Here is a 23,480-nt window from a genome sequence, read left to right on the forward strand (position 1 = left end):
CTAATCAGGACGGTTGCGGCAGAGACGAAAGCCGCGCCCATGCTAGCCGCCTGCTCGCATCCGAGCGGGGCGTGCCCGCATTTGCCGTCCGGGCCGTGTATCCGCGTTGTTGAGCAGCGTTGTATCGGTGCGGCCCGAACCACAAGGCGACACGTCGATGAATTTTCGTTTTCCGACTCGATTCGGGACCATTGCATTATTTTTTGCGCTGACGGGCTGTGCGGTGCCATCCAGCCAGACCACCGGCAGCGCCAACCAGAAGAACGCGGTCAGCAAGACGGCCGCGGCCGCCAAGGCGGACGACGACAAGCAGCAACTGAGTTTCGATTCCGCGCTGGCGTCGATGCCGGCTGCCGACAGCAAGGACGCGAAGAAGTCGTCGCTGGCGGACGCCGAGCCGATCGACGGCAAGGACGTGTCAGACTTCCGCCAGACGGGCCGGGCATCGTGGTATGGCCGGGATTTCCACGGCCGCCGCACCGCGAACGGTGAGCGCTTCAACATGAACGCGCTGACCGCCGCGCACCGCACGCTGCCGCTGTCCTCGTACATCAAGGTGACGAACTCGTCGACCGGCAAGTGGGTCGTCGTGAAGGTCAACGATCGCGGGCCGTACAAGTGTGGCCGCGTGCTCGACCTGTCGTATGCCGCCGCCCGGATGATCGGCCTCGTGCATTCCGGCACGGGTCGCGTGAAGATCGAAGGGCTGTCGCCGCAGGAAGCGCGCGAGGCACGCGACGAAATGTTCGCGTCGCTCTCGTCGAAGTAACGCGGCGGTTCGTCCGCTCATGCAAAAAGGGCTGCCTTCGGGCAGCCCTTTTGCGTTTTCGCGGGCCGGGTGGCGGGTGCAGCCCGCGCTCGCCTGTCAGCCTTCCTTCAGCACGAGCGCGCGCGCATACAGCGTGTTGCGCGACGCGCCCGTTAGCGCGGCCGCGAGCTTCGCCGCGCTCTTCACCGGTACTTCTTCCAGCAGCAGCTTGAGCAGCGCGTCGTGCGCGGTGTCGTCGGCTTCGCCGACGTCGGCCGGCGCGCCTTCGACGACCAGCACGAACTCGCCGCGCTGCCGGTTCGCATCGCCGTCGAGCCAGCTCTGTCCTTCGGCCAGGGTGCCCTGGAACAGCTGCTCGTGTAGCTTGGTGAGCTCGCGCGCGATCAGCAGCCGGCGCGCGGGGCCGAACGCGTCGGCGAGTGCGGCGACGGTGTCGGTGATCCGGTGCGGCGCTTCGTAGAACACCAGCGCGTACGGGTGCCGCGCGAGCGCCTGCAGCGCGTTCGCGCGCTGCTTCGCCTTCGGCGGCAGGAAGCCCGCGAAGGTGAACGCGCCGGCCCAGTCGCCCGCCACGCTCAGCGCGGTCACGGCCGCGCTCGCGCCCGGCAGCGGAATCACCGCGAAGCCGGCCGCGCGCACGGCGTCGACGAGCCGCGCGCCGGGGTCCGAAATGCCGGGCGTGCCGGCGTCCGACACGTATGCGACGCGTTCGCCGGCGCGCAGCAGCTCGATCACGCGCAGCGCCGCTTCGCGTTCGTTGTGCTCGTGCACGGCGACGAGCGGTTTCGAGATGCCGTAGCGGGCCAGCAGCTGGCCCGTGTTGCGGGTGTCTTCGGCCGCGATGCGGTCGGCGAGGCCGAGCACGTGCAGCGCGCGCAGCGTGATGTCGGCGGTGTTGCCGATCGGCGTCGCGACCACATAGAGCGCGGCGTCCGGGTAGTGCTGCGTTTGCGCGAGTTCGAGGAGGGCAGTCATGGCAGGCAATGCGCGCAATCGCGGCGCAAGCGGAACAAGGACGGCATTGTGCCACGCGGCGCCGGCCGCGCCGGGCAGCGGGCGCGGTTTGCCGCCCGGCGGCGGCAACTTTTCCGGCGCGGCGGGATCCAGATCGGTCGGCGCGACGTTCGAGCAGCGCGCGCGGCAGTTCCTTGAACGCCGCGGTCTCGCGTTCGTCGCGGCCAACGTGACGATGCGCGGCGGCGAGCTCGATCTCGTGATGCGCACGGCCGACGGCACGCTCGTGTTCGTCGAGGTGCGCGCGCGGCGCAGCACTCGGCACGGCGGCGCGGCCGCGAGCGTCGGCTGGCGCAAGCGGCGGCGTCTGGTCGCGGCCGCGCTCCATTTCTGGGTGCGGCACGGCGCGGGTGCCGCGTGCCGTTTCGACGTCGTCGCGTTCGAAGCCGGCCGGCTCGAGTGGCTGCGTGACGCATTTCGTGCCGACGATGTGTAGCCGCGAGCTGTGACGAGATGTAAAGAGTTCTTGCCATACCCCTGGAGATGGTGCCGGAGTGCGGTAAACTCGCCGCACCCATGACGTTGCGTGCTGCGTGCCACGCGCCCAGTTCACCAGGAATCGATGTCAGTCGAACGTATTCAGCAACATTTTCGCGACAGTGCCGCGCTTCACGCCGAAGCGGCCGATGCGCTGTCGCTGCCGATCGCAGCCGCGGTCGACGCGATGTTCGCCGCGCTGGCGAATGGCAACAAGATCGTTGCATGTGGTGACGGCCTGTCGGCCGCCGCCGCGCACTACCTCGCCGTGTCGCTCGTCGGCGGCTTCGAGCGCGAGCGTCCGGGCCTGCCCGCGATCGCGCTGGCCACCGATGCGTCGCAGGGCGGCCTCACCGGGGCGGCCGCTGCCGATCAGCTGTTCGCGCAGCAGGTGCGCGTGCTCGGGCAGACAGGCGACATCCTGCTGGTGCTCGACGCGAGCGGCGCGTCGCCGCGCGTGCTGGCCGCGATCGACGAGGCGCACGAGCGCGAGATGACCGTCGTCGCGCTGACGGGCGGTGACGGCCACGCCGTCGCGGCCGCGCTGTCCGATACCGATATTCCAATCAGCGTGCCCGCCTCGCGTGCGGCGCACGTCCACGAAGTCCATCTGCTGACCATCCACTGCCTGTGCGACGGCATCGACGCGATGCTGCTGGGTGAGGATTGAACGAAGGAGAGCCGTCGATGAATCAAAGCCGCGTCAAACAGACGCTCGTCAGAACCACGTTGCTCGCCGCGCTGACGGCGGGCCTCGCGATGTCGCTGCAGGGCTGCGTGCTCGGCGTGCTGGGTGCGGCGGCCGGCGGCGGCGCGCTGATTGCGACCGATCGCCGTACGCTCGGCGCGCAGACCGAGGATCGCGAGATCCAGGTCAAGTCGCTCACGCAGATCAACAACGGGCTGCCGGACCAGTCGCACGTGAACGTCACGGTGTTCAACCGCCGCGTGCTGCTGACGGGCGAAGTGCCGAACGACGCATCGAAGCAGCGCGCCGAGGAAATCGTGCGCGGCATCAACAACGTGAGCGCGATCGTCAACGAGCTGTCGGTCGAGCCGGCATCGTCGCTGTCGTCGCGCGCGAACGACTCGTACCTCGAAGGGCGCGTGAAGTCCGAGCTGATCGCGACGAAGGGGCTGTCGGCGAACTACTACAAGGTCGTCAGCGAGCGCGGCAACATCTACCTGCTGGGTCTCGTGACGGTCGACGAAGGCAATCGCGGCGCGGATGCGGCGAGCCAGGTGCCGGGCGTCGAGAAGGTCGTGAAGGTGTTCCAGTACATCAAGCCGCAGGACGCGCAGGCGCTGCAGGCTGCGTCGCCGAGCACTGCGTCCGGCGCGCAGGCCGCCGCCGCGCCCGCGGATGCCGCGACGGTCGGTGCGGTGCCCGATGCATCGGTCCAGTCCACTCCGCTGCAACCGCCCGCACCGATCTCGAATTCGTCGAGCGTGCATCCGGGCAACCCGAAGGCAACGCCGCAATGAAGTCGACGCAGATGACGATCAGGCAATGGATCGTGCAGGGCGCCGCGGCCGCGGCGCTCGCGGCCGGTGCGCTCGGCACGGCGCACGCGGACGTCGGCGACGGCCTGAAGGTCGCGCGCAGCAATGCGTGCATGGGCTGTCACGCTGTGGACCGCAAGCTCGTCGGCCCGTCGTTCAAGGACATCGCCGCGCGCTACAAGTCCGATCCGCAGGCTGTTGCGAAGCTGTCGAAGAAGGTGAAGGACGGCGGCTCCGGCGTCTGGGGCGCGATTCCGATGCCGGCGCACCCGCGTCTGAGCGACGCGGATCTGCGTTCCGTGGTCGATTGGGTGCTGGCCGGCGCGCCGTCGAAGTGACCCGGCGGGGGTAAGGCAAGCCCTATTGCCAAGCGCGGAAATGCCTGTGTATGATGGTTGTCTGTTGGGGCGGTAGCTCAGCTGGGAGAGCGTCGCGTTCGCAATGCGAAGGTCGGGAGTTCGATCCTCCTCCGCTCCACCAAGAAATTCCTACAAAACCGGCTACTTGAGACAGGAAGGATAATTTTGCACTAGGTGCGGAGTTATGCTTCCGTTTACAAAGTGCAGCCTTATGCTTCGCAAACAAAAAGCCGGCCTTGAGCCGGCTTTTTGTTTGGGCGCTCGCGTGGCTGCTCGGTCGAACCGGAGCATCTGCTGGATTTGATCTAAAGACCGCGCTAGCCGTCGCGGCTCGTCCCTCGTTACACATTCTTGCAAGCCGTTTCGCGTGCCTCTGCGTGCGTTCGCAGTGCGGCTTGTAACATCATTGGCGTGAAATATGCTCGCCGCGCCGTGCTCGAGTGTGAAGTCCACTGGATCGGCCAAGTCGACGTCGAATCAACTCTGCGTGGGACGCTACCCTTCGCCTGTTCGCGCAGACCGGTCCGATGCACCGGCGGCAGGCGACATCGTATTGAACGCGCTGACGAAGTCCATTGTGGCGCGGGCGCAGAAGCAGATCCTGCTGGAAAGCGAGGAGATCCTGCTGCGTGCGCACAAATTTCGCGTCGAGGTCAACGGCAGTTTCTTGAACATGGATGCGAGCGGCGTGGTGAGCGGCACGACGGGAAAATTTACTGCATTTGCCGCGACCCACGACCTGCCGGGTCCGAAGGACCAGATGGTTGATCTGTCGCCGAAGAAGATCTGTGTCGAATGCATGCTTAAGGCGGCCCGGGGCGGAGCAGCCCTGGTGCCCCGTTAAACCGTAGACCTATTCATAATGACAGACCGATTTCCCCGTTACGGGCGACGTACGATCCAGACCATCGCCCTTATTGCCGTGTTTGGCCTCGGCGCATGCGACAAGCATCCCGGCCCCGTTGCGCAACAACTCGACTTGGCGAACCTGCCGAAGCACTACGACACGCTCGGCGCAAGTTCCTTGACGCTGAACTACACCCCTTGGTACATCCATCAGTGGGGGATCGAGGGCCCAGACGGATCAGGGGTGACTGGCGGTGGCCCCAATGTATGGCCGGCGGGAGCGGACGGCAAGCCGTCCGGCGGCGGTGCTGAAACGTGTTGCAGCAACATCCCTACAGCATGGCAGCCGGATCTGAGGCTGACGGTGCGCTGGCAGGTCGACAAGAAGCAGGACGGGAAGACACCGGGGTACTGGTACAAGGCCGAGAACGTTCGGATACCGAAATATGGGCGAGTGATGGGAGGCCTGTGGGCCGTCTTCCTGCCGGGTGACCGGGTTCGCATCATGGTAGCGGACGGCCAGAAAGGGGATGCTAACGACCCTGGCATACGCCCCCCGGACAACGATCCGTACATCGCGCACGGTGTGGTCGATCAGGAATGGAACCGGTTATACCGTGACGGAGGAAACACACAATGAGCGTCAAATGGGCCGACCCCATGCCCCAGGGGGGGCGTCTGGCGGGCAGCGTCACGGCGCTGAGGAAGGGGCGCGCGCTGGTGTGCGACGCGTTGATGTCCTGCCCCCAGACGCTCCACATCACGCTCTTCTTTGACGGCACGAACAATAACGACGTGCAGACCAATCCGTTGCGGGATTCGCTCGCTCGCACGCATAGCAACGTTGCTCGACTTTACAGCGCGGCACAGGATAAGAATGAAGAAGGAATATTTCGTTTCTATATTCCAGGCGTAGGTACGCCGTTCAAGGAAATTGGCGAGTTGACGTACTCGACTGACGGTAAGTCGATGGCAAAGGGTTTCGGCAGTCGTTGCGTGTGGGGCTACACGAGAGTGCTGAATGCCATTTACAAGGCCATTGCTACGGACAAGACCCGATTTCTGATTCCGGATGACAAAGCCAACGAGATTTGCGCAGCCGTAGCCGATGGCCACAAACTCCCGCTGGTCGGCTGCACCGATCGACTGGGTCTCGCCCATAAGCAGGCCGTCGATGAGGGACGATATCCGCAGACGCGTGCGTGCCCGCCTGCCCGCCGGCCCCGCCGCCATCACCCGCGCCCGAAACTCGGCCGCTTCGGATCATACGTCCACCCCGGCACCAGATACCGCATCGCCATCGCATCATCGCGTGCCGTCCCGCCCACCTCCCGGTACAGCGCGTGCGCTGCCTCGACCTGCGCCATGTCAAGCTCGATCCCGAGCCCCGGCCGCTCGGGCACGGCCACCTGGCCGCCGACGATCTCGAGCGGTTCGCGCGTGAGCCGCGCGTCGCCTTCCTGCCAGATCCAGTGCGTGTCGATCGCGGTGATCGTGCCGGGCGCCGCCGCGGCCGCATGGGTGAACATCGCGAGCGACACGTCGAAGTGGTTGTTCGAGTGGGAACCCCACGTGAGTCCCCAGTCGCGGCACAGCTGCGCGAGCCGCACCGAGCCCTGCATCGTCCAGAAGTGCGGATCGGCGAGCGGGATGTCGACCGCCTGCAGCCGCACCGCGTGATCCATCTGCCGCCAGTCGGTCGCGATCATGTTGGTCGCGGTCGGGATGCCGGTTGCCCGCCGGAACTCGGCCATCACCTCGCGGCCCGAGTAGCCGGCTTCCGGCCCGCACGGGTCTTCCGCATACGCGAGCAGGTGGCCTTGCCCGCGGCACAGCGCGACCGCTTCGTCGAGCGACCACGCGCCGTTCGGGTCGAGCGTCGCGCGGGCGTCCGGAAAGCGCGCCTTGATCGCCGCGATCGCTTCCATCTCGTCCGCGCCGGCCATCACGCCGCCCTTCAGCTTGAAATCGACGAAGCCGTAGCGTTCGACCGCGGCCTCGGCCTGCTGCGCGATCGCGGCGGGCGTGAGCGCGGCCTCGTTGCGCAGACGGAACCACGGATCGGTTGCATGCGTTTCGTCGCGATACGGCAGGTCGGTGCGGCGCCGCTCGCCGAGGTAGAACAGGTACGCGAGCATCGGCACCGCATCGCGCTGCTGGCCTTCGCCGAGCAACGCGGCGACCGGCACGTCAAGATGCTGGCCGAGCAGGTCCAGCAGCGCGGCCTCGATCGCGGTGATCACGTTGTCGAGCCGCAGGTTGATCTCGTGCGGCTGGCGCAGCACGGCCGCCTCGCCGGCCGACGTCACTTCGTGCTGGATCGTGCGGCCGGCGCCCGCCCCCGCGCCGGACAGCGCCGCGCGCACCGCGTTGAGCGTCGCCTGGTAACGCCCGATCGACTGGCCGACCACGAGGTCGGTCATCCGTTCGAGCGCATGACGGATGCCTTCACCGCCGGGCACTTCGCCGACGCCCGTATGACCGCTGCTGTCGTCGAGTATCACGAGGTTGCGCGTGAAATACGGCGCGTGCGCGCCGCACAGGTTCAGCAGCATGCTGTCGCGGCCGGCGACGGGGATCACCTGCATGCGCGTGACGCGCGGCGTGCCGGCACGGCGGGATTCGGACATCGGTTCGCTCCTGGTTCCGGTGATGCACGGGCCGCCGGACGCGCCGGCGCGGCCCGCGCCGTTCAGTTCAGTTCAGCTCGACGCGGCGAATTTCGCCGACGACGAACAGGTAGCAGATCACGGCGACGAGCGCGTGGGCGACGACATACACCAGCGCGCCGTTGAACGAGCCGCTGCGGTCGACGATATAGCCGATCGCGATCGGCGTCGTGATGCTGGAAAGATTGCCGCAGGTATTGAGCAGCGCGCCGCTCAGGCCGGCGATCTGGCGCGGCGCGGTGTCGGCGTTGACGGCCCAGCCGAGCGCGCCGAGGCCCTTGCCGAAGAACGACAGCGCCATGAACAGCACGACGAGCACGTGCGAGTCGGTGTAGTTGCAGACGATCATCGACATCGACAGCAGCATGCCGATCACGATCGGCACCTTGCGCGCGACCGACAGCGAGCGGCCCTGCTTGAGCAGTGCGTCGGACACGATGCCGCCGAGAATCCCGCCGAGGAACCCGCACACGGCCGGGATCGACGCGACCAGCCCCGCGTTGAGGATCGACATCCCGCGCGCCTGCACGAGATAGACGGGAAACCACGTGATGAAGAAGTAGGTGAGCGCGTTGATGCAGTACTGCGCGACGTACACGCCGACGAGCATCCGGTTTCTCAGCAGCGCCTTCACGTGACGCATCGACGGGCCGCCGTCGCGCGCGCCGGTCGCCTGGTCGATGTTGACGAGCGCACCGCCTTCGGTGAGGTAGTCGAGCTCCGCATCGTTGACGCGCGGGTGCGCCTTGGGGTCATACATCGTGCGATTCCACACCAGCACGAACGCGAAGCCGAGTACGCCCATCACCGCGAACACCGACTGCCAGCCGAATGCATGCACGAGCCAGCCCATCAGCGGCGCGAACACGACCGTCGCCGCGTACTGCGCGGCGTTGAAGATCGCCGATGCAGTGCCGCGTTCCGAGGCCGGGAACCAGGTGGACACGATCCGGCTGTTGGCCGGGAACGACGGCGCCTCGGCCGCACCGACCAGGAAGCGCAACCCGAACAGCAGTGCGAACGCGGCCGCACCGCTGAAGAAGCCGATGCCGCCTTGCAGCAGCGTGAACAGGGACCAGAAGAAGATGCTGAACGCATAGACGATGCGCGATCCGAAGCGGTCGAGCAGCCAGCCGCCCGGCAGTTGCGCGATCACGTACGACCAGCCGAACGCCGAGAAGATGAAGCCCATCTGCACATGGCTCAGGTGCATGGCGCGGGCGAGCGCCGGGCCCGCGATGGCGATCGCCGCGCGATCCGCATAGTTGATCGTCGTGACCGCGAACAGCACGGTCAGCACGAGCCAGCGCACGCGGGTGCGCCGGGCCGTTGCCGACACGGATGCCGGCAATGCGTGAAGCGGATTCATGACTGTCTCCTCCGAAGGGCGGAAGGTGCCGTCGTGCGGCTGCGCGTCGAGTGCGCGCGTTTTTTCGTGGTGGTATTGCCGGCCGGAGACCGGGCGCCGCCCCGAGACGGGGCGTCCGGATCATTCTGTCATGGCGAAATTTGCGCTTTCATGCCAATTGCTGACTTGATCGATTCATGAATTGAATCGATCGGTCGCGCGTCGAGATATGTTTTTACCCGGATAATATTGACATTCAATTTATACCCGGATAAAAATAGCGTCATTCTGATTCCAGCCTGCGGGCGACCACGATGACACTCTCCACGCTCCTTCCTTCGTACACGGCCTTCGACGGCCACCGGCGGCTCATGTCGGGGCCGCTCGCGACGGTCGCGCTTGCGGTCCGGCAGGCTGCCGGCGACGCAACACCCGGCACGATCCTGATCTTCGACGACGCGACCGGCCGCGCGATCGACCTCGACCTGCGCGGCACGGCGGACGAGATCCGTGCGCGATACGCGGCGGCGCCAGCCGATGCGTCCGCGCCAGCGGGCGAGCCGGCCGGCGCGGACGAACCACGCGGCCGCGGTCGCCCGAAGCTCGGCGTCGTGTCGCGCGAAGTCACATTGCTGCCGCGTCACTGGGACTGGCTCGCCACGCAGCCGGGCGGCGCGTCGGTCGCGCTGCGCAAGCTCGTCGAGGATGCGCGCCGCACGCATGCGGCGGCCGACCGGCGTCGCGACGCGCAAGCGCGTGCGTACCACTTCATGTCCGCGATCGCGGGCGACCTGCCTGGTTTCGAGGAAGCCGCGCGTGCGCTGTATGCGAACGACCTCGCGCGGCTGGGCGAGCTGATCGCCGGCTGGCCGGACGACGTGCGCGACCATGCGCTCGCGCTGGCGCGCGGCGATCTGCCGCCGTCGACCGAAGACTGCTGACGGCGCGCCGATGCAATGACCGTATTCGACCTGAACCGGGGTGCGATCGCGCCGGTCGCCGACGAAGTCGACGTCGTCGGGCTGCGCGTGACCGGCACGATCCCGCCCGAACTCGACGGCACGCTGCTGCGCAACGGCCCGAATCCGCCGGGCGGCCGCTTCGACGGGAACGACGTACTGTCGTGGTGGCCGGAAGCGGCGATGCTGCATGCGATCGCATTCGAAAACGGCCGCGCGGCCGGCTACCGGAACCGCTGGGCGCGCACGCAGCGCTGGGCCGCGGTGCATGCACCCGCGCAGGCGCCGCACCTGCCCGACGCCAATCCGAACGTGAACGTGCTGCAGCACGCGGGCGAATTGCTGGCGCTGGCCGAAGGCGGCGCGCCGCTCGCGATCACGGCCGCGCTCGACACGCTCGGCGCGCCCGCGCGGCACGCGGCGCTCGGCGGCGCGATGACCGCGCATCCGAAGGTCGATCCGGTGACGGGCGAGCTGATCCTGTTTCGCGCGGACTGGCGCGAACCGTGGCTGCGCTATGGCGTCGCGGACGCGCACGGCGTGCAGCGCGTCGACCTCGCCGTCGACGTGCGCGCGCCGTCGATGATGCACGACCTCGCGATCACCGAAACCCGCAGCCTGCTGCTCGACTTGAATGTCGGCTACGACTTCGCGATGCTGAAGCAGGGGCACCGGATGCCGCTGCGCTGGCACGACGACCGTGATGCCCGGATCGGCGTGATCCCGCGCCACGGCGGCGACGTGCGCTGGTTCGGCATCGAGCCGTGCTTCATCCAGCACGTCGTGAACGCGTACGACTGCGACGCGTCGTGCATTCTGCTCGATGTGGTTCGCTATCCATGGTTCCTGCGGCTCGACGCGCGCACCGGCCGCTTTGCCGACAACCCGGTCGGCGAGCTGTGGCGCTACGTGATCGATACCGCGAACGGGCTGGTCGACGAAGGGCCGCTTGCCGACGGCGGCATCGAGCTGCCGCGCATCAACGAAAGCAGGACGGGGCGCTGCTACCGCTATCTGTATGCGGTCGAGCAGCCGAACAACGCGGAAATGCGCGGCGTGATGCGCTTCGACCACGTGCGCGGCACGACGACGCGTTACGCGGTGCCGGCCGGCGACCAGAACGGCGAGCCGGTGTTCGTGCAGCGCCCGGGCGGTACCGACGAAGACGACGGCTGGCTGCTGGTGGTGGTCTACCGCGCGGCGACGGATACGAGCGACGTCGTGATCCTCGATGCCCGCGCGATCGATGCGGCGCCGGTCGCGACGGTGCACCTGCCGCGTCGCGTGCCCGCCGGGTTCCACGGCGCGTGGGTGCCGCGCGGGCGCCGGGCGTGAGCGGCCGCGCGCGTCACCGCGCGCGCAGCGCGTCAACGATGTTCAGCCGCGCGGCGCGCATCGCCGGCAGGAATCCGCCGACGAGGCCCATCACCAGCGAGAACAGCAGCGTCTTCACGACGATAGCGGGCGTCAGCACGAAACGGAACGACAGGTCGGAGAAGGTCTGGAAGTTGGTCGTCGAGAACGACGCGAACTCCATCAGCGACGCGCAAGCGAGCCCCGCGACGCCGCCGACGAAGCCGAGCAGCAGCGCTTCCAGCAGGAACGCGGCGAGCACGTTCATGCGCTTGAAGCCGAGCGCGCGCAGCGTGCCGATCTCGGCGGTGCGGTTCGCGACCGATGCGTACATCGTGATCATCGCGCCGATCATCGCGGCGATCGAGAAGATCGTCGACAGCGTGATGCCGAGGATGTTGATGAACCTCGACAGCGCCTTCGACTGGTCGCCGTAGAAAGTCTGCTCGCGCTTTGCCTCGTCGGTCAGCCGCGGGTCGACGTCGATATCGGCCTTGAAGCGCGCGAAGCCGTCGGCGCTCGGGATGCGCAGCACCATCGACGAGTAGCTCGTGCGCCGGAACGACTGCATCAGCTGGTCGACGTCGCCCCAGATCTCCGAATCGAAGCCGCTGCCGCCGGCGTCGAACACGCCGACCACGGTCCAGTCGCGCTGCGCGAAATGCAGGCTGTCGCCGAGCTGCGTGCCGCTGAAGCCTTTCGCGATCGCGCTGCCGACGACGATCTCCGACGAACCCGGCGCGAACGTGCGGCCGGCCACGAGCTTCACGTGCGGCCGCAGCGCGAGGCCGGCCGGCGACACGCCGCGGATCACGACGTTCGACGGCTTGCTGGTCGACGTCTTCACGAGCGAGATCAGCACGACGGCTTCCTTCGATACCCTTGGCCGGCCGTCGGGACCGAGCGCGACGGCCGGATGCATCTCGAGCGCGTTGGCCTGCTGGTGGTCGATCGAACTCTGGATCTCGGTTTCGGCGCCCTTGCGGATCACCACGGCGTTGTCGGGTTCGCCGGTCGACACGAGCGTCTTCGTGAGCCCCGCATCGAGCATCTGCACCGTCGCGAACACGAAGATCACGAGCGCCATCCCGCCCGCGGTGAGCGCGGTGGTGAGCCGCCGGGTCCACAGGTTGCGCGCGATGTAGGTCAACGGAATCGCCATGAGCGCGCCTAGCCGATCGCCCGCAGGCCTTCGACCACGCGCACGCGCGCGGCCTGCCACGCCGGCACGAGCGCGGCCGCGATGCCGACCGCGACCGAGCATGCGGCCTGCAGCGCCATCGTCTCGGTCGATACCTTGAACACCGGGAAGATGCCGCCCGCGGCCTGCTTGAAAAGGCTCGCGGCCGGCGGCGTCGCGAGTATCCCGAGCCCGCCGCCGGCCACCGCGATCACCACCGATTCGCCGAACACGATCAGCGCGAGAAAGCCGGGGCCGAAGCCGAGCGCCTTCAGCGTCGCGTATTCGGCGGTCCGTTCGCGCGCGCTCATCGCCATCGCGTTCGCCATCACGGCCATGATGATCAGGATCACCACGTACGACACGAGGCGGATCGCGGCGATGATCTGGTTCGACATCGCGACGAAGCCGAGCTGGAATGCCTGCTCGGTCTCGGTCAGCGTTTCGGCGAGCGAGTTCTTGAATACCGCGTCGACGTTGCGCGCGATCGCGGCGCCGTCGTCCGGATTGGCGACGCCGAGCACGAACACGCCGACCTGGTCGGCCTGCTTCGGCGTGCGCGTGCGCACCGTCTCGTTCAGGTAGTCCCAGTGGAACACCAACTGGCGCGTGATCGTCGAGTCGTCGCGGCCGTCGAGAATGCCGCGCACGACGAAGTCCCACGTGCCCGGATAGATCGTGCCCTTCAGCGGGATCACGTCGCCGACCTTGAAGCCGAACTGTGTCGCGAGCTGGCGCCCGACCAGGCAGCCGCGGCGGTCGCGGTCATAGTCGGCGCGCTGCTGCGCGGGCAGGACGAATTCCGGATACAGGTCGAGATAGTTTTCCGATACCGCGAAGCTCGCGAAGAAGTTCTTCGGGTCGCGGTACACGCCGCCGAACCAGTTCGAGCGAACCACGGCCGTCACGCCGTCGACGCCGCGGATCCGGTTCTCGTAGCTGACCGGCAGCGGGAACACGAGCGAGATCGCGTTGCGCGTGACGAGCCGGCCGCTCGACGCGGCGGCCGCGCCCGCGTACCACGCGTCGACCACGGTGTGCAGCAGCCCGAACGCCAGCACCGCGATGGTCAGCCCGAGCACGGTCAACAGCGTGCGCAGCCGGTGCCGCAGCGTATTGCGCGCGATCAGCTTCAGCACGTACATCGCGCGCGCTCCCGTCCGTCAGACGGCGTGCCCATCGATCAGCTCCCCTTTTTCCAGATGCACGAGCGACTGCGCGGCGCCGGCCGCGTGCGCATCGTGGGTCACCATGATGATCGTCTTGCCGAGCTCGGCGTTCATCCGTTGCAGCATCGTGAGCACGTCGCTGGCCGACGCGCGGTCGAGGTCGCCGGTCGGCTCGTCGGCGACGATCAGCACCGGATCGGTGATCAGCGCGCGCGCGATCGCGACGCGCTGCTGCTGGCCGCCCGACAGCTCGGACGGGTAATGACTGGTCCGGTCGCCGAGGTTCACCATGTCGAGCACCAGCTCGACGCGCTCGCGCCGTTCGCGGCGCGACAGGTGCGTGAGCATCAGCGGCAGCTCGACGTTCTCGAACGCGGTGAGCACGGGCATCAGGTTGTAGAACTGGAAGATGAAGCCGACGTTCGCCGCGCGCCATTCGGCCAGCTGCGCTTCCTCGAGCCGCGAGATGTCGAGGCCGCCCACGCGCAGCTCGCCGCTGTCGGGCCGGTCGATGCCGGCGACGAGATTGAGCAGCGTGCTCTTGCCGGACCCCGACGGCCCCATCAGCGCGACGAAGTCGCCTTCGCCGATGTCGAGCGTGATGTCGGTCAGCACCGGCACGACCTGGTTGCCGCGCCGGTACGACTTCGCGACGTGGCTGATCTCGACGAGGGGAGGCGAGGCGTCGTTCACGCGCGCCACGCTACTTCTTCGCGACGGTCACTTTCGCGCCGTCCTTCAGCGTCGCGCCGGGCGCGAGCACGACCGTGTCGCCGGGCTTCACGCCGCGGATCGCGACGAGTTCGCCGATCCGCGTGCCGGTGGTCACCGCCGTTGCGTGCACGGTGTCGTCCTTCACGACGAACACGACCGGCCGGCCGTCGCGCTCGACCACGGCGCTCGCCTGCACGGCCGTCACCGGCTGCCGGTCCTGCGCCGACGCGGGCTTCGACAGGAACGCGATCTTCGCGCTCATGTCGGGCAGCACCCGCTCGTCGCGGTCGACGAAGCGCACCTTCACGAGCACCGTCGCCTTCGAGCGGTCGACGGTCGGCACGATGCGCGACACGCGGCCTGCGAAGCGCATGTCGGGCAGCGCGTCGAGCTGGATCTCGCACGGCTGCTCCGCACGGATCTTCGCGATGTTCGATTCCGCGACGTCGGCCTCGACCTCGAGCGTATCCATGTCGGCGATCGTCACGACGGCGCCCTTGCTGTCCGACGCCGACGAGAATGGCGTGATGTTGTCGCCGACGTTCGCGTGCTTCGCGAGCACGATGCCGTCGAACGGGGCGCGGATCACCGTCTGGTCGACTGCGACCTGCGCGGCCTGCGCGTTCGCTTCGGCGGACGCGATCGCGGCCTGGTCGCTGCCGAGCGTCGCGCGCGCCTTGTTCGCGCGGGCCGTGTCGGTGTCGAGCTGGGCGGCCGGTACCGCGCCCTTGGGTGCGAGCACGGCGGTGCGGCGCAGCGCGATCTGCGCGTCCTTCAGTTCCGCCTGCGCGACGCCGAGGTTCGCGCGGGAGACCAGCACCTGTGCGCGGGCCTGCGCCAGCGAGGCTTCCACGTCGCGGCTTTCGAGCCGCGCGATGATCTCGCCCTTCTTCACGCGCGTGCCTTCGAGCACGCCGAGCCATTCGACGCGCCCCTGGCCCTTCGACGCGACCGCGGCCTTGCGCTGCGGCACGACGTAGCCGGTCGCATTGAGCTGGGTGTCGTTCTGGTACGGGTAGGCGGACGTGACGGAGGTCGTGTCGACTGTCGGGCGGCCGGTGAGCGCGAGCACGGCGACGATCGCGAGGAGCACGAGCACGGCGGCGACCGCATAGCGGACCCACCGGCGCCGACGAGGCGCGGGCGCGATCGGACGCCGGTCGATTTTCAGTTTGTCCAGATTGTGGTCGGGCAATTTGGGCGCCTCGCGACGGCGGCGGTAGCGTGACCGGCCGCGCTCCGGTTGGGACGGAAGGACGCCAGTATAGCGTCGCCGCGGCGGGCGCGAGAGCCGGTTTGTCGGACAATTGACGCCGGTCGCGGCGGCGCGTCGGGCGGGCCGCCAGCCCGTGCCTCGGGGGAAACCCGAGGGAGGCGGGCAGCGTGTCAACTCGCGGTGCGGGCGGTGCGTTATGGAGCCAGTGCGTCAGTATTTGCCGAGGCGAAGAGGCGAGAGCCGACCCGCCCGGCGGCGACCGGTAACCCGGCGCGGCTGATGTCCCGATGCGGATGCCTCGCATCTCTTACCGGTACGTTTGACTTTTTCTCCGCTAAAGGAAGAACAATGAAGAAGACGCTCGCTTCGATCATGACCGCAGCATTCGCTCTCGCATCGGTTTCGGCATTCGCACAGGCGTCCGCGCCGGCAGCCGACATGTCGGCTTCCGCACCGGCACCGATGAAGAAGGATCACACCAAGCCGAAGCATGCGCTGAAGCAGCACGGTTCGGCAAAGGGCAAGGCGAAGGCCGCAGCCGCTTCGGCAGCCGGCACGAACGACGCAGGCGCAGCAAACTAAGCGCGCTTCGTCGGGGCCGGCATAGCCGGCCGCCCGTCGAGAAACCCCGCATGCTCCGGCCTGCGGGGTTTTTTTTCAGCCGTCCGCCGCGTCCGCCGCATCCGGCGCGCCGGGCGGCAGCGCGCGCATCGCGTCGACCACCGCGCGCATGCGCCGCCAGTGCGACCCTTCCCAGAACACGCGCCGGCACACGTCGCACGCGGCAAAGCGCCGGTGCCGCTGGCGGACACCGGGCGGCACGCGCGGCGCGGCGTCCGCCGCATCGAGCGCGTGCAGCGGCGCGTTGCAGCGCAGGCACAGCCGGAACGGCCGCATGTGCGGCGCGAGGTCGAGCCGCGCGAACAGCTCGTGCAGCTGCGCGTCCGGCTGCTGCGCGTGCAGGTAGCAGCCGCGTACGACCGCGCGGCGCTTCAGCAGCTCGCGGTCGCGGGTCAGCACGATCCGGCCTTCGCGCGCGGCGAGCGCGACGAGTTCGTCGTCGCGGTAGTGGTTGTCGTAGCAGGTGTCGAAGCCGGCGAGGCGCAGCAGCTGCGCGAGGCCGCCGAGATGCGCATCGGCGATGAAGCGCCAGCGCTCGGGTTGCGGCAGCGCCGATTCGGGGGCCGGCCGCGCGCGTTCCGGATGGATGTCGACACGGTCGCCGTCGCCAAGCGGCCGGTCGAGGGCGGCCGGCGCGCCGTTCACGCAGAGCCGGCCGATTTCCGTATGCGGGACGCCGAGCGCTTCGACCGCATGCTTGACCGTCGCATCGCGCGCAAACGCGTGCGCGAACGCGCGCTCGCGCTGCGCGCGTGCGAGAAACGCGTTCAGTTCGCCGTGGAAGCGGAAGGTCGCGGTCGCCATGCGCGCAGTATCGCACCGCGCGCGGCCGGTGGCGGGGGGCTGCAGGCCGCCGCCATCTGTGTTTAACTCCCCGCTTCACGGGTCGAAGGAGCGGGAAATGGATCTTGGATTTATCGGACTGGGCGAAATGGGGCAGGCGATCGCGACGAACCTGCTGAAGGCCGGGCACGCCGTGCGGGTCTGGAACCGGTCGCGCGAGCGCGCCGAGCCGCTCGCCGCGTTGGGCGCGCAGATCGTCGCTACCCCGGCCGATGCGTTTCGCGGCGATGCCGTGTTCTCGATGCTCGCCGACGATGCGGCCGCGCGCGACGTATTCGACGACGCGCTGCTCGCCGAGGCGCCGCGCGGCCTGATCCACGTGAACATGGCGACGGTGTCGGTCGCGCTCGCCGAAACGCTCGCGCACGCCCACGCGTCGCGCGGCCTCCAGTACGTCGCCGCGCCCGTGATGGGACGCCCGGACGTCGCGGCCGCCGCGCGCCTGACGATCATGGCCGGCGGCCCGGCCGAGGCGATCGACCGCGTGCAGCCGCTGTTCGACGCGATCGGCCAGAAGACCTGGCGGTTCGGCTCGCTGCCGCAGCATGCGAACGTCGCGAAGATCGCGGCGAATTTCACGCTGGCGTCGGCGATCGAGACGCTCGGCGAGGCGTCCGCGCTGCTCGGCGCGCACGGCGTCGCGATGCGCGATTTCCTCGACGTGATCACGAACAGCGTGTTTCCGGGGCCGGTCTACGAAGGCTACGGCGGGATGATCGCCGAGCGCAGCTACGAACCCGCGCGTTTCAAGGCGCGCCTCGGGCTGAAGGACGTGCGGCTCGCGCTGCAGGCCGGCGACGCGGCGTCGGTGCCGCTGCCGGTGGCGAGCGTCGTGCGCGACAGCCTGCTCGATGCGCTCGCGCACGGCGGCGGCGAACAGGACTTCGCGGTGCTCGGCGAAGTCGCGCTGCGCCGCGCGGGCCGCTGAGCCGACGCGGGACAGCAACGCCGCGCACGCGGCATAATCGACATTTCATTTTTCTTTCGGTCGGAGCGGTCATGAATCTGCATACGTGGTGGCTTTTCGTGGCGACGGTGTTCGTCGTGTCGGCGATTCCGGGTCCGAACATGCTGCTCGTGATGACGCATGGCGCGCGGCACGGGCTGCGCCGCTCGTCGGCGACGATGGCCGGCTGCCTGAGCGCGCTGGTGCTGATGCTGGCGGTGTCCGCGGCGGGGCTCGGGGCGGTCCTCGAGGCATGGCCGGCGATGTTCGATGGATTGCGCCTGGCGGGCGCGGCCTATCTGATCTATCTCGGCGTGAAGGCGTGGCGCGCACGCGTCGACGACGCGCCGGCCGGCGACGTCGAGGCCGTTTCGCAGAGCGCGTCGGCATCGCGCTGGACGCTGTTCCGCAATGGTTTCCTGGTCGCGGGCAGCAACCCGAAGGCGATCCTGTTCGCGGCCGCGCTGCTGCCGCAGTTCATCAATGCCGCCGAGCCGACGCTGCCGCAATTCGGCATCCTCGTGGTCACGTTCGCGGTGATCGAGGTGAGCTGGTATCTCGTCTACGCGTCGTTCGGCACGCGCATCGGCGCGACGCTGAAGAGCCAGAGCGTCGCGAAGGTCTTCAACCGGCTGACGGGCGGCATCTTCGTCGGCTTCGGCGCGATGATGGCGCTGGTCCGTCACTGATTTCGGCCGCGCGGCCCGCCGCACGCCCCGCACCTCGTCAGAGGGCGGGGCGTTTTCACATCCGGGGCCGCGTCACGCGCGCGGCCGCACGGTGACGCCGCTCCGGCGGCCGGCCGACACGCCGAACGCGGCGGCCGCGCCCGCGAACACGAAGCCGACGCCGCACACCGCGCTCCACCCGCCCCATGCCCACGCGCTGCCCGCGAGCGCCGCGCCGAGCGCGCCGCCGACGAAGAACAGCCCGACAAACAGCCCGTTCAGACGCCCGCGCGCGGCCGGGTTCAGCAGATTGATTTCCCTGCGGCCGATCGTCTGATCGACGATCACGCCTGCATCGAGCAGCGCCGCGCCGCCGGCCAGCAGCGCCAGCGCGACGTCGTGATGCGCGTGCGCATCGAAGCCGAACCAGCCGGCGCCGGCGATGCCGAGCACGGTGAGCGCCGCGAGCATCGCCACATGCGCGATACGCTGCGCGGCCGGGCCATGGCCGCGATCACCGGCGCGGCCAGCCAGCGGCGTGACGATCGCGCCGCTCGCGCCGGCGAACGCGAACAGCGCGATCCCGTGCAGGTCGAGGCCGAACGGCGGCTGCGCGAGCCGCAGCCCGACGGCGGTCCAGAACGCGCTGAACGCGGCCATCGCGAGCGCGGCCGACAGCGCATGCCGGCGCAGCACCGGTTCGTCGGCCAGCAGGCGGCCCATCGAGGCGAGCAGCGCGCGATAGCTGGCCGTCACCGACGGCACGCGCGGCGGCAAGCGCAGCGCGAGCACCGCGGCGATCGCCGCGTTCGCGAGCGCGGCCAGCGCGTAGAACGCGCGCCAGCCGGCCGTGCCCGCGATCAGGCTCGCGAGCGGCCGCGACAGCAGGATGCCGAGCATCAGCCCGCTCATCACGTTGCCGACCGCGCGCCCGCGCTGCGCTTCGGGCGCCATCGACGCGGCCATCGGCACCAGCATCTGGATCACGCTCGACGCGGCGCCGGCGGCCAGCGTCGCGAGCAGGAACACGGTGCCGGACCGCGTGAATGCCGGCAGCGCGAGCGCGGCCGCGCATGCGACGAGCGTCACGACGATCAGGCGGCGGTTCTCGAGCAGGTCGACGAGCGGCACCAGCAGCACGAGGCCGGCCGCGTAGCCGAGCTGCGGCAGCATCGCGACGAGGCCCGTGAGGCCGGGCGGCAGCCGCAGGTCGGCGCTGATCGGGCCGGTCAGCGGCTGCGCGGCGAACAGGTCCATCACGATCACGCCGACCGTCGCGGCGAAGAAGAGCGTCATGCCCGCGCTCAGCGCGGGCGGTGCGCCGAGCGCGGGGCGACCGGCGGCAGGGCGGGAGTCGGCAGGACAGTTCATCGGAAACCTGGGGCGTTGATCGAAGGAATCCCCATCGTAGGCGGCCGATGTTTATGCGACAATTGAAATATGTATAACATGATTATGCGAGTTTTCTTTGAATACGCGTGATCTCCAGGCGTTCGTCGCGGTCGTCGACAGCGGGTCGATGGTCGCCGCCGCCGCGAAGCTTCATCTGACGCAGCCGGGCCTCACGCGGCGCGTGCAGAACCTCGAGACGCTGCTGGGCATGGCGCTGCTCGAGCGTCAGAGCAAGCCGCTGAAGCCGACCGCCGCCGGGCGCGACGTCTATGCGCTCGCGCGCAACGTGCTGGGCGCGGTCGACGAATTGATGGCGGCCGGCGCGCCGGACAGCGAGCCGTCAGGCGAACTGCGCATCGGCGTGCCGCCGTTCCTGTCGGAGCTGGCGCTTGAGCAACCGATCGACCGGCTGCGCGATGCGTTTCCGCGGCTGACGCTGCGCGTGACGGCCGGCTGGTCGCCCGCGCTCGTGCAGGGCATCGAGCGCGGCACGCTCGATGTCGCGACGGTGATGGCGCCGGCCAGCGCGGCGCTGCCCGACGCGCTGACGGCCACGCTGCTCGGCATGCAGCCGACGGTGCTCGTCGCCGCGCGCGATTTCCCGCTGCCGGACGGCCCGCTGTCGCTCGACGTGCTGTCGCGTTTCCCGTGGGTGCTGAGCCAGGACGGCTGCGGGATGCGTTCGGCGCTGAGCCGTGCGCTCGGGGCGGCCGGGCTGCCGTTCGACGTCGCGGTCGAGGCGTTCGGCTCGGAGTTGCAGCTGTCGCTCGTCGCGCGCGGCGCCGGCATCGGCATCGCGCCGCCGAACGCGCTGGCGCGCAGCGCGCATCGCGAGGCGCTGAGGGTGGTGGAAACGGCGGGGCTGGAGACCCGGATCAACGTGTGGGTCGTGCACGGTGCGCTGCCGGGCCGCCTGACGCGGCCGGTTGCGCTGCTGCGCGACGCGCTGGCAGACGTGCTCGACAGGGAGAACAGGAAGGGGTCGGAGTCGAACTAGCGATCTAGAGTGCACATTCGAGGGAAAATCCTTATTTTCCCGACGGAAATGTTGCATTGCGGAAATCGATTCGCTATAGTTACACCTGTCTCCTCCATGTCTCCTCTGATATGGATTCAGCCCGCCTCTTAGGCGGGCTTTTTTTTGCCCGCGATTTTGCCGCGGGCCATCCGTTCCTTCCTTCCTTCCTTCCTTCCTTCCTTCCTTCGTCCCTTCCCGTCGCCGGCGTCAGAACTTGTAGGTCATCCCGACATAGCTGATGATCGGATCGGCCTTCAGGTCCGATTTCGACTCGGAGAGCACCGTGCCGTCGGCCGCCTTGATCGTCACCGTCGACGTCGTCTTCAGCGGGATGTAGGTCACCGACGCGACCAGCCCGAAATGCTCGGTGATGTTGTACTGCAGGCCCGCGTTGAACACCGGCTGCCATGACGACGACGCCTTCGCTTCCACCGAGGTCGTACCCGGCTTGCCCGCGCCCGCCGCGAGAATCGCGCCGAGGTTGTCCTGCGTCTGCTTGATGAAGTTCGTGTTGAGCTGCAGGTCGCTGAACCAGTTGTACGACACGCCGAGGCCGAGGAACGGCCGGAACTTCGCGTTCGCCTGTGCGAAGTAGTACTGCAGGATTACTGCCGGGCTCCACTGCCGCACGCTCTTCACGATCGGGTTCACCGACCCGAGCCCGATGTTCTGCGTGCCGAGCGCGCCGGCAGGGCCCGGCGGCCGGATCGTCCCCTGGCCCGATACCTTGAACACCGGCGGTACGCCGGCCACCGACGTGACCGCGATATGGTCGGTCAGGAAGTGACTGACCGTCAGGCCGACGGTATCCGCGCCGCTCGTGCGCAGCCCGGTGCCCTCCGACGTGAACGACGGCGGCAGCCGCAGCGGCGTGTTGATCGGCGTCGGCGCGACGTTGGTCGTCATCGGCGTGCTGCTCTGCTGCGGCATCACGTGGAACCAGCCCAGCGTGACGACGTTGCTGCCGGCGCTCTGCGCGTGCGCCGCGAGCGGCGCCAGGGCGGCGGCACCGGCCGCCGCGCAGAGAAGGGTCTTCTTCATCACGGCTTGCCTCCGCTTACTGGACGAACGCGCCGATCGTGAAATACGGCGTCGAACCCGCGTTGTCGAGGAAACCGAACACGCCACCCGTGAAGATGAACTTGCCGGTCGGCGACGTGCTGCCCGAACCCGTATGGATCGTCGTGACCGTGCCCGGCACTTTCTGCGTGTAGTCCAGGTCGAGCGGGGTCGCGAGCGAGGCCTGCGACGGCTGGAACGGATCCAGCAGCGTGGCCTGGTTATTGATCAGCGCGGTGGTCCGGTAGTCGAACCGGCTGTCGACGCCGATGTACTCGCCGTTCTGCGAGCCGGCCGCGATTGCCGTCTGCGGCGCGAGGATCGAGATGCTCGATTCGTCGTCGGCGGTCAGGCCCGGCACGCCGTTGCTGTCGGGCGTCGGGTTCGGGTTCGCGACACCGGTGCGCACGAGGATCGGCACCAGCTGGTTGCGCAGCTTGCCGACGATCATGAAGCCCTTGCCCTGCGGCGTCGCCGACAGCGTCGGCTTCAGCTGGCTCGCGTAGTTGTTCGTCTGGAATGCGCCGCTGCCATCGGCCGACTGCACGAAGTTCGTGCCCTGCTGCGCGCACGCGCCGCCGGCGAACTGGCCGGTCGAATCGCACTTGGTCCACGTGCCGTCCGCGTTGATCGTCACCTTCGCGTCGATCGACGCCGGCGCGAAGTTCTGCGACGGCACTTCGCCGAAGCCGACGTGGCTGTACGTGCCCGCGACCTTCGTGATGTCGGTTTCGATCGACGAGAAGCCGATGAACGGGTAGTACGGGAATTTCGTGTCCGGCACGGCAGCCTGGCCGAGCACGCCGCCGAACTGGATTTCCTTGCCGGGGATCGTGCCGCCCGCGACGCCGAAGCCGACGAAGATGCGCGCCGGACGCGACGAATCGAGGCTCGCGCCATTCAGGCGGAACGCGCACTGGTTCAGCTTGTTGGTCGGCAGCATCGTTTCCTGGGTGAGCGTGCCGCTGTCGACGGTGCCCGCGCGGGTCGGCGTGACGGTGCCGGTCGTTCGCGGGACCGGCGATTCGACATAGGTGACCTGCCAGGTCATCTTGGTCGTGTCGAGCTGCACCTTGGCCAGTTCGCCGCTGCCGGCGCCGCCCGTGTAGACGGTGCTGTAGTCGAGCGACGCGGGGCAGAGCCGGTCTTCGACGAGCGGGGGCGGATTGTCGCTGCCGCCGCCGCAGGCGGAAAGAAGGGGGGCGGCAAAGGCCGCCGCCAGAATGAGGTTGCGCTTCATGTTGCTCCTCCAGATTTGTCTTGTCCGGCGGCCAGCTCCCTGTCGGCCGCTTCTATTGCTTGTGCTCGTGCTGCCCGCGCCGTGCCGGGCGCCGTCGCTTCGTGCCTTCCCTGCATC

Annotated in this window: 24 protein-coding genes, 1 tRNA gene and 1 pseudogene; 15 read left to right on the forward strand and 11 right to left on the reverse strand. The window is 68.5% G+C overall.

The window, feature by feature from the left end:
- Window positions 1–157 precede the first annotated feature (157 nt).
- A complete protein-coding gene (locus LMA02_RS01020; protein ID WP_228906493.1) occupies window positions 158–769 on the forward strand; it encodes a septal ring lytic transglycosylase RlpA family protein in 612 nt (203 codons plus the stop codon).
- Between the two features lie 96 nt (window positions 770–865).
- Here the strand turns inward: LMA02_RS01020 and rsmI are convergent, their stop codons facing one another.
- Window positions 866–1,744, reverse strand: a complete 879-nt coding sequence (rsmI, locus tag LMA02_RS01025) for a 16S rRNA (cytidine(1402)-2'-O)-methyltransferase (protein ID WP_228906495.1) — start codon at window positions 1,742–1,744, stop codon at window positions 866–868.
- A gap of 46 nt (window positions 1,745–1,790) precedes the next feature.
- On the opposite strand from rsmI, the gene LMA02_RS01030 reads away from it, so the two are divergent.
- The 8 genes and pseudogenes from LMA02_RS01030 to LMA02_RS01065 form a co-directional block, all read left to right on the forward strand.
- A complete protein-coding gene (locus LMA02_RS01030; protein WP_228907593.1) occupies window positions 1,791–2,219 on the forward strand; it encodes a YraN family protein in 429 nt (142 codons plus the stop codon).
- Between the two features lie 126 nt (window positions 2,220–2,345).
- Entirely contained in the window at window positions 2,346–2,930 is a 585-nt protein-coding gene (locus LMA02_RS01035; protein WP_105832030.1) for an SIS domain-containing protein, read from the forward strand.
- A gap of 17 nt (window positions 2,931–2,947) precedes the next feature.
- Entirely contained in the window at window positions 2,948–3,745 is a 798-nt protein-coding gene (locus LMA02_RS01040) for a BON domain-containing protein (RefSeq protein WP_166723906.1), read from the forward strand.
- Window positions 3,742–4,101, forward strand: a complete 360-nt coding sequence (locus LMA02_RS01045; RefSeq protein WP_228906497.1) for a c-type cytochrome — start codon at window positions 3,742–3,744, stop codon at window positions 4,099–4,101. Before LMA02_RS01040 ends, LMA02_RS01045 begins: the two co-directional genes overlap by 4 nt.
- Before the next feature lie 66 nt (window positions 4,102–4,167).
- Window positions 4,168–4,243 (forward strand) — tRNA-Ala (locus LMA02_RS01050).
- Window positions 4,244–4,675: 432 nt separating this feature from the next.
- Window positions 4,676–4,966 carry a DUF2345 domain-containing protein gene (locus tag LMA02_RS01055; protein ID WP_228906499.1) on the forward strand — a complete coding sequence of 97 codons (291 nt, stop codon included), beginning with the start codon at window positions 4,676–4,678 and terminating at the stop codon, window positions 4,964–4,966.
- A gap of 18 nt (window positions 4,967–4,984) precedes the next feature.
- On the forward strand, window positions 4,985–5,608 hold the full coding sequence (locus LMA02_RS01060; RefSeq protein WP_228906500.1) for a DUF3304 domain-containing protein: 624 nt from the start codon (window positions 4,985–4,987) through the stop codon (window positions 5,606–5,608).
- 95 nt (window positions 5,609–5,703) lie between these two features.
- Window positions 5,704–5,931: pseudogene (locus LMA02_RS01065) on the forward strand (phospholipase effector Tle1 domain-containing protein); the annotation flags it as partial.
- A gap of 269 nt (window positions 5,932–6,200) precedes the next feature.
- Here LMA02_RS01065 and LMA02_RS01070 read toward each other — a convergent pair.
- On the reverse strand, window positions 6,201–7,598 hold the full coding sequence (locus tag LMA02_RS01070) for an enolase C-terminal domain-like protein (protein WP_228906502.1): 1,398 nt from the start codon (window positions 7,596–7,598) through the stop codon (window positions 6,201–6,203).
- 67 nt (window positions 7,599–7,665) lie between these two features.
- A complete protein-coding gene (locus tag LMA02_RS01075) occupies window positions 7,666–9,006 on the reverse strand; it encodes an MFS transporter (RefSeq protein WP_228906504.1) in 1,341 nt (446 codons plus the stop codon).
- Between the two features lie 293 nt (window positions 9,007–9,299).
- Between LMA02_RS01075 and LMA02_RS01080 the strand changes: the two genes are divergently transcribed.
- Window positions 9,300–9,926 carry a DUF2239 family protein gene (locus tag LMA02_RS01080; protein ID WP_228906506.1) on the forward strand — a complete coding sequence of 209 codons (627 nt, stop codon included), beginning with the start codon at window positions 9,300–9,302 and terminating at the stop codon, window positions 9,924–9,926.
- 15 nt (window positions 9,927–9,941) lie between these two features.
- Window positions 9,942–11,279, forward strand: coding sequence for a carotenoid oxygenase family protein (locus tag LMA02_RS01085; RefSeq protein WP_228906508.1), 1,338 nt, complete (start codon window positions 9,942–9,944; stop codon window positions 11,277–11,279).
- 13 nt (window positions 11,280–11,292) lie between these two features.
- On the opposite strand, the gene LMA02_RS01090 is transcribed toward LMA02_RS01085, so the two are convergent.
- Genes LMA02_RS01090 through LMA02_RS01105 form a run of 4 tightly spaced genes read right to left on the reverse strand, consistent with a single transcriptional unit; the run spans window position 11,293 to window position 15,555 of the window.
- Entirely contained in the window at window positions 11,293–12,459 is a 1,167-nt protein-coding gene (locus tag LMA02_RS01090; RefSeq protein ID WP_228906510.1) for an ABC transporter permease, read from the reverse strand.
- A gap of 8 nt (window positions 12,460–12,467) precedes the next feature.
- Window positions 12,468–13,622 carry an ABC transporter permease gene (locus LMA02_RS01095; RefSeq protein ID WP_228906516.1) on the reverse strand — a complete coding sequence of 385 codons (1,155 nt, stop codon included), beginning with the start codon at window positions 13,620–13,622 and terminating at the stop codon, window positions 12,468–12,470.
- 18 nt (window positions 13,623–13,640) lie between these two features.
- On the reverse strand, window positions 13,641–14,339 hold the full coding sequence (locus tag LMA02_RS01100; protein ID WP_011655729.1) for an ABC transporter ATP-binding protein: 699 nt from the start codon (window positions 14,337–14,339) through the stop codon (window positions 13,641–13,643).
- Window positions 14,340–14,349: 10 nt separating this feature from the next.
- Window positions 14,350–15,555: an efflux RND transporter periplasmic adaptor subunit gene (locus tag LMA02_RS01105; RefSeq protein WP_228906517.1), complete on the reverse strand. Its 1,206-nt coding sequence runs from the start codon at window positions 15,553–15,555 to the stop codon at window positions 14,350–14,352.
- A gap of 369 nt (window positions 15,556–15,924) precedes the next feature.
- Here LMA02_RS01105 and LMA02_RS01110 point away from each other — a divergent pair, with 369 nt between their 5' ends.
- Window positions 15,925–16,158, forward strand: a complete 234-nt coding sequence (locus tag LMA02_RS01110; RefSeq protein WP_228906519.1) for a hypothetical protein — start codon at window positions 15,925–15,927, stop codon at window positions 16,156–16,158.
- A 75-nt stretch (window positions 16,159–16,233) separates the two neighbouring features.
- Here the strand turns inward: LMA02_RS01110 and LMA02_RS01115 are convergent, their stop codons facing one another.
- Window positions 16,234–17,001 carry a Mut7-C ubiquitin/RNAse domain-containing protein gene (locus tag LMA02_RS01115; RefSeq protein WP_228906521.1) on the reverse strand — a complete coding sequence of 256 codons (768 nt, stop codon included), beginning with the start codon at window positions 16,999–17,001 and terminating at the stop codon, window positions 16,234–16,236.
- 97 nt (window positions 17,002–17,098) lie between these two features.
- Here LMA02_RS01115 and LMA02_RS01120 point away from each other — a divergent pair, with 97 nt between their 5' ends.
- Both LMA02_RS01120 and LMA02_RS01125 read left to right on the forward strand, forming a co-directional pair.
- Window positions 17,099–17,968: an NAD(P)-dependent oxidoreductase gene (locus LMA02_RS01120; protein ID WP_228906523.1), complete on the forward strand. Its 870-nt coding sequence runs from the start codon at window positions 17,099–17,101 to the stop codon at window positions 17,966–17,968.
- A 71-nt stretch (window positions 17,969–18,039) separates the two neighbouring features.
- Window positions 18,040–18,675: a LysE family translocator gene (locus LMA02_RS01125; RefSeq protein WP_175738808.1), complete on the forward strand. Its 636-nt coding sequence runs from the start codon at window positions 18,040–18,042 to the stop codon at window positions 18,673–18,675.
- Window positions 18,676–18,747: 72 nt separating this feature from the next.
- On the opposite strand, the gene LMA02_RS01130 is transcribed toward LMA02_RS01125, so the two are convergent.
- Window positions 18,748–20,025 carry an MFS transporter gene (locus LMA02_RS01130; RefSeq protein ID WP_228906524.1) on the reverse strand — a complete coding sequence of 426 codons (1,278 nt, stop codon included), beginning with the start codon at window positions 20,023–20,025 and terminating at the stop codon, window positions 18,748–18,750.
- Between the two features lie 97 nt (window positions 20,026–20,122).
- On the opposite strand from LMA02_RS01130, the gene LMA02_RS01135 reads away from it, so the two are divergent.
- Window positions 20,123–21,043: a LysR family transcriptional regulator gene (locus LMA02_RS01135; RefSeq protein ID WP_228906526.1), complete on the forward strand. Its 921-nt coding sequence runs from the start codon at window positions 20,123–20,125 to the stop codon at window positions 21,041–21,043.
- 228 nt (window positions 21,044–21,271) lie between these two features.
- Here LMA02_RS01135 and LMA02_RS01140 read toward each other — a convergent pair whose 3' ends face one another.
- Window positions 21,272–22,105: an OmpW/AlkL family protein gene (locus tag LMA02_RS01140; RefSeq protein WP_228906528.1), complete on the reverse strand. Its 834-nt coding sequence runs from the start codon at window positions 22,103–22,105 to the stop codon at window positions 21,272–21,274.
- Between the two features lie 16 nt (window positions 22,106–22,121).
- Entirely contained in the window at window positions 22,122–23,363 is a 1,242-nt protein-coding gene (locus LMA02_RS01145) for a DUF2957 domain-containing protein (RefSeq protein WP_006752471.1), read from the reverse strand.
- Window positions 23,364–23,480 lie beyond the last annotated feature (117 nt).

The organism is Burkholderia sp. B21-005 (assembly GCF_020843965.1).
GTDB lineage: Bacteria > Pseudomonadota > Gammaproteobacteria > Burkholderiales > Burkholderiaceae > Burkholderia > Burkholderia ambifaria.

Bases quoted from the DNA above. Each gene is read 5' to 3' on its own strand.
- LMA02_RS01020 (WP_228906493.1), top strand. From the start codon at position 158: ATGAATTTTCGTTTTCCGACTCGATTCGGGACCATTGCATTATTTTTT.
- rsmI (WP_228906495.1), bottom strand. From the start codon at position 1,744: ATGACTGCCCTCCTCGAACTCGCGCAAACGCAGCACTACCCGGACGCC.
- LMA02_RS01035 (WP_105832030.1), top strand. From the start codon at position 2,346: ATGTCAGTCGAACGTATTCAGCAACATTTTCGCGACAGTGCCGCGCTT.
- LMA02_RS01040 (WP_166723906.1), top strand. From the start codon at position 2,948: ATGAATCAAAGCCGCGTCAAACAGACGCTCGTCAGAACCACGTTGCTC.
- LMA02_RS01045 (WP_228906497.1), top strand. From the start codon at position 3,742: ATGAAGTCGACGCAGATGACGATCAGGCAATGGATCGTGCAGGGCGCC.
- LMA02_RS01060 (WP_228906500.1), top strand. From the start codon at position 4,985: ATGACAGACCGATTTCCCCGTTACGGGCGACGTACGATCCAGACCATC.
- LMA02_RS01070 (WP_228906502.1), bottom strand. From the start codon at position 7,598: ATGTCCGAATCCCGCCGTGCCGGCACGCCGCGCGTCACGCGCATGCAG.
- LMA02_RS01075 (WP_228906504.1), bottom strand. From the start codon at position 9,006: ATGAATCCGCTTCACGCATTGCCGGCATCCGTGTCGGCAACGGCCCGG.
- LMA02_RS01080 (WP_228906506.1), top strand. From the start codon at position 9,300: ATGACACTCTCCACGCTCCTTCCTTCGTACACGGCCTTCGACGGCCAC.
- LMA02_RS01085 (WP_228906508.1), top strand. From the start codon at position 9,942: ATGACCGTATTCGACCTGAACCGGGGTGCGATCGCGCCGGTCGCCGAC.
- LMA02_RS01090 (WP_228906510.1), bottom strand. From the start codon at position 12,459: ATGGCGATTCCGTTGACCTACATCGCGCGCAACCTGTGGACCCGGCGG.
- LMA02_RS01095 (WP_228906516.1), bottom strand. From the start codon at position 13,622: ATGTACGTGCTGAAGCTGATCGCGCGCAATACGCTGCGGCACCGGCTG.
- LMA02_RS01110 (WP_228906519.1), top strand. From the start codon at position 15,925: ATGAAGAAGACGCTCGCTTCGATCATGACCGCAGCATTCGCTCTCGCA.
- LMA02_RS01115 (WP_228906521.1), bottom strand. From the start codon at position 17,001: ATGGCGACCGCGACCTTCCGCTTCCACGGCGAACTGAACGCGTTTCTC.
- LMA02_RS01120 (WP_228906523.1), top strand. From the start codon at position 17,099: ATGGATCTTGGATTTATCGGACTGGGCGAAATGGGGCAGGCGATCGCG.
- LMA02_RS01125 (WP_175738808.1), top strand. From the start codon at position 18,040: ATGAATCTGCATACGTGGTGGCTTTTCGTGGCGACGGTGTTCGTCGTG.
- LMA02_RS01130 (WP_228906524.1), bottom strand. From the start codon at position 20,025: ATGAACTGTCCTGCCGACTCCCGCCCTGCCGCCGGTCGCCCCGCGCTC.
- LMA02_RS01140 (WP_228906528.1), bottom strand. From the start codon at position 22,105: ATGAAGAAGACCCTTCTCTGCGCGGCGGCCGGTGCCGCCGCCCTGGCG.
- LMA02_RS01145 (WP_006752471.1), bottom strand. From the start codon at position 23,363: ATGAAGCGCAACCTCATTCTGGCGGCGGCCTTTGCCGCCCCCCTTCTT.